Below are 4,089 nucleotides of genomic sequence, written 5' to 3'. Positions count from 1 at the left end.
GCCGGCCGGCGGGCGCAGTGGCAGCTGCTCGCCGGCCGGCCGGCGGAGCCGGCGGTGGGCCGCCCGCCGGTGCTGGTGCTGGGCAGCCCGGACGACCGGGTCGTCCCGCCGGCCGCGCTGACCCGGGCGGCCCGCCGCTACGGCGCGGCTCCGTTGCTCTTCCCCGGGATGGGGCACGACCTGATGCTCGACACCCGCTGGCAGGAGCCGCTGGACGCGCTCCTGGACTGGCTGGTCAAGGAGCCGGGCCGCGGCTGACCACCCACCGTACGGGCCGGGTGGACATCGGCCCGTACGGTGCCCGCCGTCTGCCGCAGCCCGTCCCGCCGTCGGGCCGTCCCGCCGTCCCGCTTTAGCCCGGCCGTCGGTCCCGCCGTCCGCCGGGGCCGGGTGCGGTCAGCCGCTGCTGCTGAGCCGGGTGAGCAGCGAGCCGGTGTCGTCCAGCGCGCTGAGGTAGGAGCGCGCCCAGGCCCGGATGTCGTGCCGGTGCAGGTGGTGGCGCATCGCCCGCATCCGGTCGCCGAGGTCGGTGGGCCCGGCCCGCAGCGCCGACAACAGCCCCTGCTTGAGCCCCTCCAGGTCGTGCGGATTGACCAGGTACGCCCGGTCCAGCTCGGCCGCCGCCCCGGCGAACTCGCTGAGCAGCAACGCGCCGGTGTCGTCGACCCGGGCGGCCACGTACTCCTTGGCGACCAGGTTCATCCCGTCGCGCAGCGGGGTGACCGCCATGACGTCGGCGACCCGGTAGAGCGCCGCGAGTTCGGCCCGGTCGAAGGGCTGGGTGAGGTAGTGGATGGCCGGTTCGCCGACCCGGCCGAACTCGCCGTTGATCCGGCCCACCTCGCGTTCGATCCGCTCCCGCAGGATCTGGTACTGGCCGACGCGTTCCCGGCTCGGCATGGCGACCTGCACCAGCACCGTGTCCCGGACCTTGACGTCACCGCTGGCGAGCAGCTCGCTGTAGGCCTTCAGCCGCTGCTCGATGCCCTTGGTGTAGTCCATCCGGTCCAGGCTGAGGATGACCCGCTCCGGGTCACCCAGGTCGTGCCGGAGCCGGCGGGCCCGCGCGGTGACGTCCGGCCGGGCGGCCAGCGCCGCCATCTCGGCCGTGTCGATCGAGACGGGGTACGCCCCGATCCGCACCACCCGGTCCTGCACGCCGATCCGCCGGTCGGTGGCCGGCAGGCCGAGCACCTTGGTGGCGAGCTGGGCGAAGTTGTGCGCCGCCTGGGCCCGCTGGAACCCGATCAGGTCGGCGCCGAGCATCCCGCGCAGCAGTTCGGCCCGGCGGGGGAGCTGCATGAACAGCTCCGGCGGCGGGACCGGCACGTGCAGGAAGAAGCCGATCCGCAGGTCGGGCCGCAGCTCGCGGAGCAGGGCGGGGACCAGTTGCAGGTGGTAGTCCTGCACCCAGACCACCGCGCCCGGGTCGGCCACCTCGGCGGTCGCCTCGGCGAACCGCTGGTTGACCCGCTGGTACGCCTCCCACCAGCGGCGGTGGTACTCGGGCTGCTCCACCGCGTCGTGGTAGAGCGGCCAGAGCGTCGCGTTGGCGAAGCCCTCGTAGTGGTCGCGCAGGTCGTCGGCGCTGAGCGGGACGGTCCGCATGTGCACGCCGTCGACGTCGGGCAGCACGGGCGCGGGCCCGGTGCCGCCGGCCCAGCCGACCCAGGTGGCCGGGGTCTGCCGGAGCAGGGGGTGCAGGGCGCTGACCAGCCCGCCGGGGCTGCGCCGCCACTCACAGGCGCCGTCGGGCGCCACGCTGTCGTCGATGGGGAGCCGGTTGGCCACCACCACCAGTGAACTCTGTCGCATCTCGGGCATTCCGATCGGCAGGGGACCGACCACGCGAGCAAGGAACAACCGGGCAGTCGGTGGGGGAAGTGACCTACAGCGGTATTCCTACTGACCGTAAGTTACACCACTGTTACGCCCGGCGTGAGGGCTGTGGTGTCCCGGGATGCGGGCGGGATGACCGCCGGCCCCGGCGGGGTGCCGCAGGGCTCAGACGACCGCGCCGTCGTCGGGGTCGTGATCCTCCTCGTCACCGGGACGCAGCCGCCAGATCAGCGTGACGAACCCGGCGAGGATGCCGGTGAAGCCGAGCAGGGTGACCACCGAGGCGTCCACGGGCAGTAACGACGGGTTGAGGAAGAGCACGAAACCGAGCACGATCCCCAGCACCCCGACCACCGCGTACTTCGAGATCCGGGGCAGCGGCGGAGGCGGCGGCGGGGTGTAGCCCTCCTCCGGGTCGTCCGGCAGGTCGGCCCCGAAGGTGTCCAGGCCGTCCAGCAGCGACGGCTCGTCCTGCTGCCGGCCCCGGGGGGTCACCGAGATGCCGGAGATGTCGGCCGCGTACGGCAACCGGCGTACGTCGGTGGCGGTCGGACCCGTCGGCTCGTCCGCCCTGGTGGTCGGGCCACCCGCGCGGGCGGCCGGATCGGCCCCGTCGTCGTCGATGTCCTCGGACGCGGGCCAGGGATGGCTGCCGGCGGCGGGCGCGGTGTGGAAGGCGGCGACGAGACGTTCCCACTCGGCGTCGACGTCCGGCTCGGCGCGGGCCGGCTCCGGCGTCGCCTCGTCGGCGAGCTGGGTCAGGTAGTCCCGGGCGGTGGTCAGGTGCGAACGGTCCACGTAGAGCCGGTCGACCGGCCGGGACGGCACGGTGGTGGTCCGGGTGATCGGGTTCAGGTCGGCGGAGGGCTGGAGGTAGGCGGCGATCCCGCCCGCGGCGAGCACGTCGAGCAGGTGCTCACCGACGCGCGGGTCGACGTCGCCCGCGACGGCGTACTCGCTCGCGTCGAGCCCGTTGTCCCGCCGTCCCCGGCGGGCGCCACCCGCTGACACCGGACATCCTCCTCCGCGCACCTGCCGGTGCGGTCGTGTCGGCGCCCCGTACGCCGTGCTCTGAATCGTGACACGTCGGCACCCGGTTCCGGGAGTGCGTTGTGGCGCGCCGCTCGTGGTTCGTCGGCTCCGCCGTCGGTGGGCGGGCCCGACGGCAGCCCTCCGGGTGACCCACCCGTCACCGTCGCGACCTGCCCGGACGACCCCGGCCCGGGGCCGCCGACGGTGGGCGGGACGGGAATCCGGTGCCGTACCGGCTGGTAGTGCCGCTGATCGGCGGTTCGCCGCACCCGGCGGGCGCACCGGTTCCGCAACGCGGGGTGCCCAAGCTGCCCGCCGACGGGCCGGTGCCCCGGGCCGGCGGCCGGCCCGGTCGCCGTCGCCCGCCGCACACTCGCCCCTCACCCGCAAGAAGTCACATTCCACGCGAAAGCGGAATACCTCCCCGGACCCCGCCGGGGACGTCGTCTGGGGTGATCGACTCCGGTGAGCCCGAACAGCGCCTTCAGATCTCCCGGACACCGCATCGTCGGCCCAGGTGAGTCGATCATCGATCCCCGTCAGCTCCGATCGGCCCCGCCCGGGGTCGATCTCGGCCCCGGTCAGCTCCCGGGCGTCACCCGGGTGGCCAGCCGGAGCAGACCGGGCATCGCGTTACGGTCGGCGAAGTCACGGACCCGGTCGAGGGTGGCCGCTGCCTGCGCGGGGTCGGCCACGGTCAGGGCCGGCACCGACAGCGCCGTGGTGAGCATCTGGTCGGTGGTGTCGGGCATCCGGGAGTAGCGCTCCGCCGCCGCCGCGAACAACCGGGCCGCCCGCCGGGCGTCCCCGTCGCCGAGGGCCAGGGTGGCGTCGGCGGCCTGCCCGGCCGCCTCCACCCAGGGGGTCGTCCGGGGTGACCGGGCGAGGATGTCGTGCACCAGCCGGGCGGCGTCCGGGCCGAGCACCGCGGCGACGTGCCCCACCGCCGGCACCCACTCGGCGAACGGGATCACCCGGGTCCGGCTCCAGTCCCCGTCCAGCTCCACCAGCAGCCGCATCGCCTCCTCCCGGCGGCCCCGGACCGCCCGGCAGAGCGCCGCGTGCGCCAGCGTCGACTGCAACACCCGGTGGAAACCACTGCGCCGCGCGGCGACCACCGCCTGGGTCACCAGATCGTGATCCCCGCCGGCCTCTCCCGACCCCGCCCCCGGTGCGGAGTCGGCGCGCAGGGCCCGCATCCAGCCGGAGACCGCCACG

Annotated in this window: 3 protein-coding genes and 1 pseudogene; 1 reads left to right on the top strand and 3 read right to left on the bottom strand. The window is 74.9% G+C overall.

The genetic code is table 11. The annotated features are described in order from the left end of the window. Nucleotides 1–258, top strand: a 258-nt coding sequence (locus tag ACOJTC_RS11955) for an alpha/beta hydrolase (protein WP_420116898.1), incomplete at its 5' end; no start/stop codon positions are given. Nucleotides 259–396: 138 nt separating this feature from the next. Here ACOJTC_RS11955 and ACOJTC_RS11950 read toward each other — a convergent pair. From ACOJTC_RS11950 to ACOJTC_RS11940, 3 genes and pseudogenes are all read right to left on the bottom strand, one after another. Next, complete coding sequence (locus ACOJTC_RS11950) at nucleotides 397–1,815, bottom strand: alpha,alpha-trehalose-phosphate synthase (UDP-forming) (protein WP_420116897.1); 1,419 nt, start codon at nucleotides 1,813–1,815, stop codon at nucleotides 397–399. A gap of 189 nt (nucleotides 1,816–2,004) precedes the next feature. Then, nucleotides 2,005–2,850 (bottom strand): DUF308 domain-containing protein, encoded by an 846-nt coding sequence (locus tag ACOJTC_RS11945; RefSeq protein ID WP_204927815.1) that lies wholly within the window; start codon nucleotides 2,848–2,850, stop codon nucleotides 2,005–2,007. A gap of 602 nt (nucleotides 2,851–3,452) precedes the next feature. Beyond that, nucleotides 3,453–4,089: pseudogene (locus ACOJTC_RS11940) on the bottom strand (guanylate cyclase); the annotation flags it as partial.

Origin of the sequence: Micromonospora sp. (genome assembly GCF_048594385.1) — a bacterium.
Lineage (GTDB): Bacteria > Actinomycetota > Actinomycetes > Mycobacteriales > Micromonosporaceae > Micromonospora > Micromonospora wenchangensis.
Note: the sequence above shows the minus strand (reverse complement) of the source record. Positions and strands in the feature narration are given on the sequence as shown.

Bases quoted from the DNA above. Each gene is read 5' to 3' on its own strand.
- ACOJTC_RS11950 (WP_420116897.1), bottom strand. From the start codon at position 1,815: ATGCGACAGAGTTCACTGGTGGTGGTGGCCAACCGGCTCCCCATCGAC.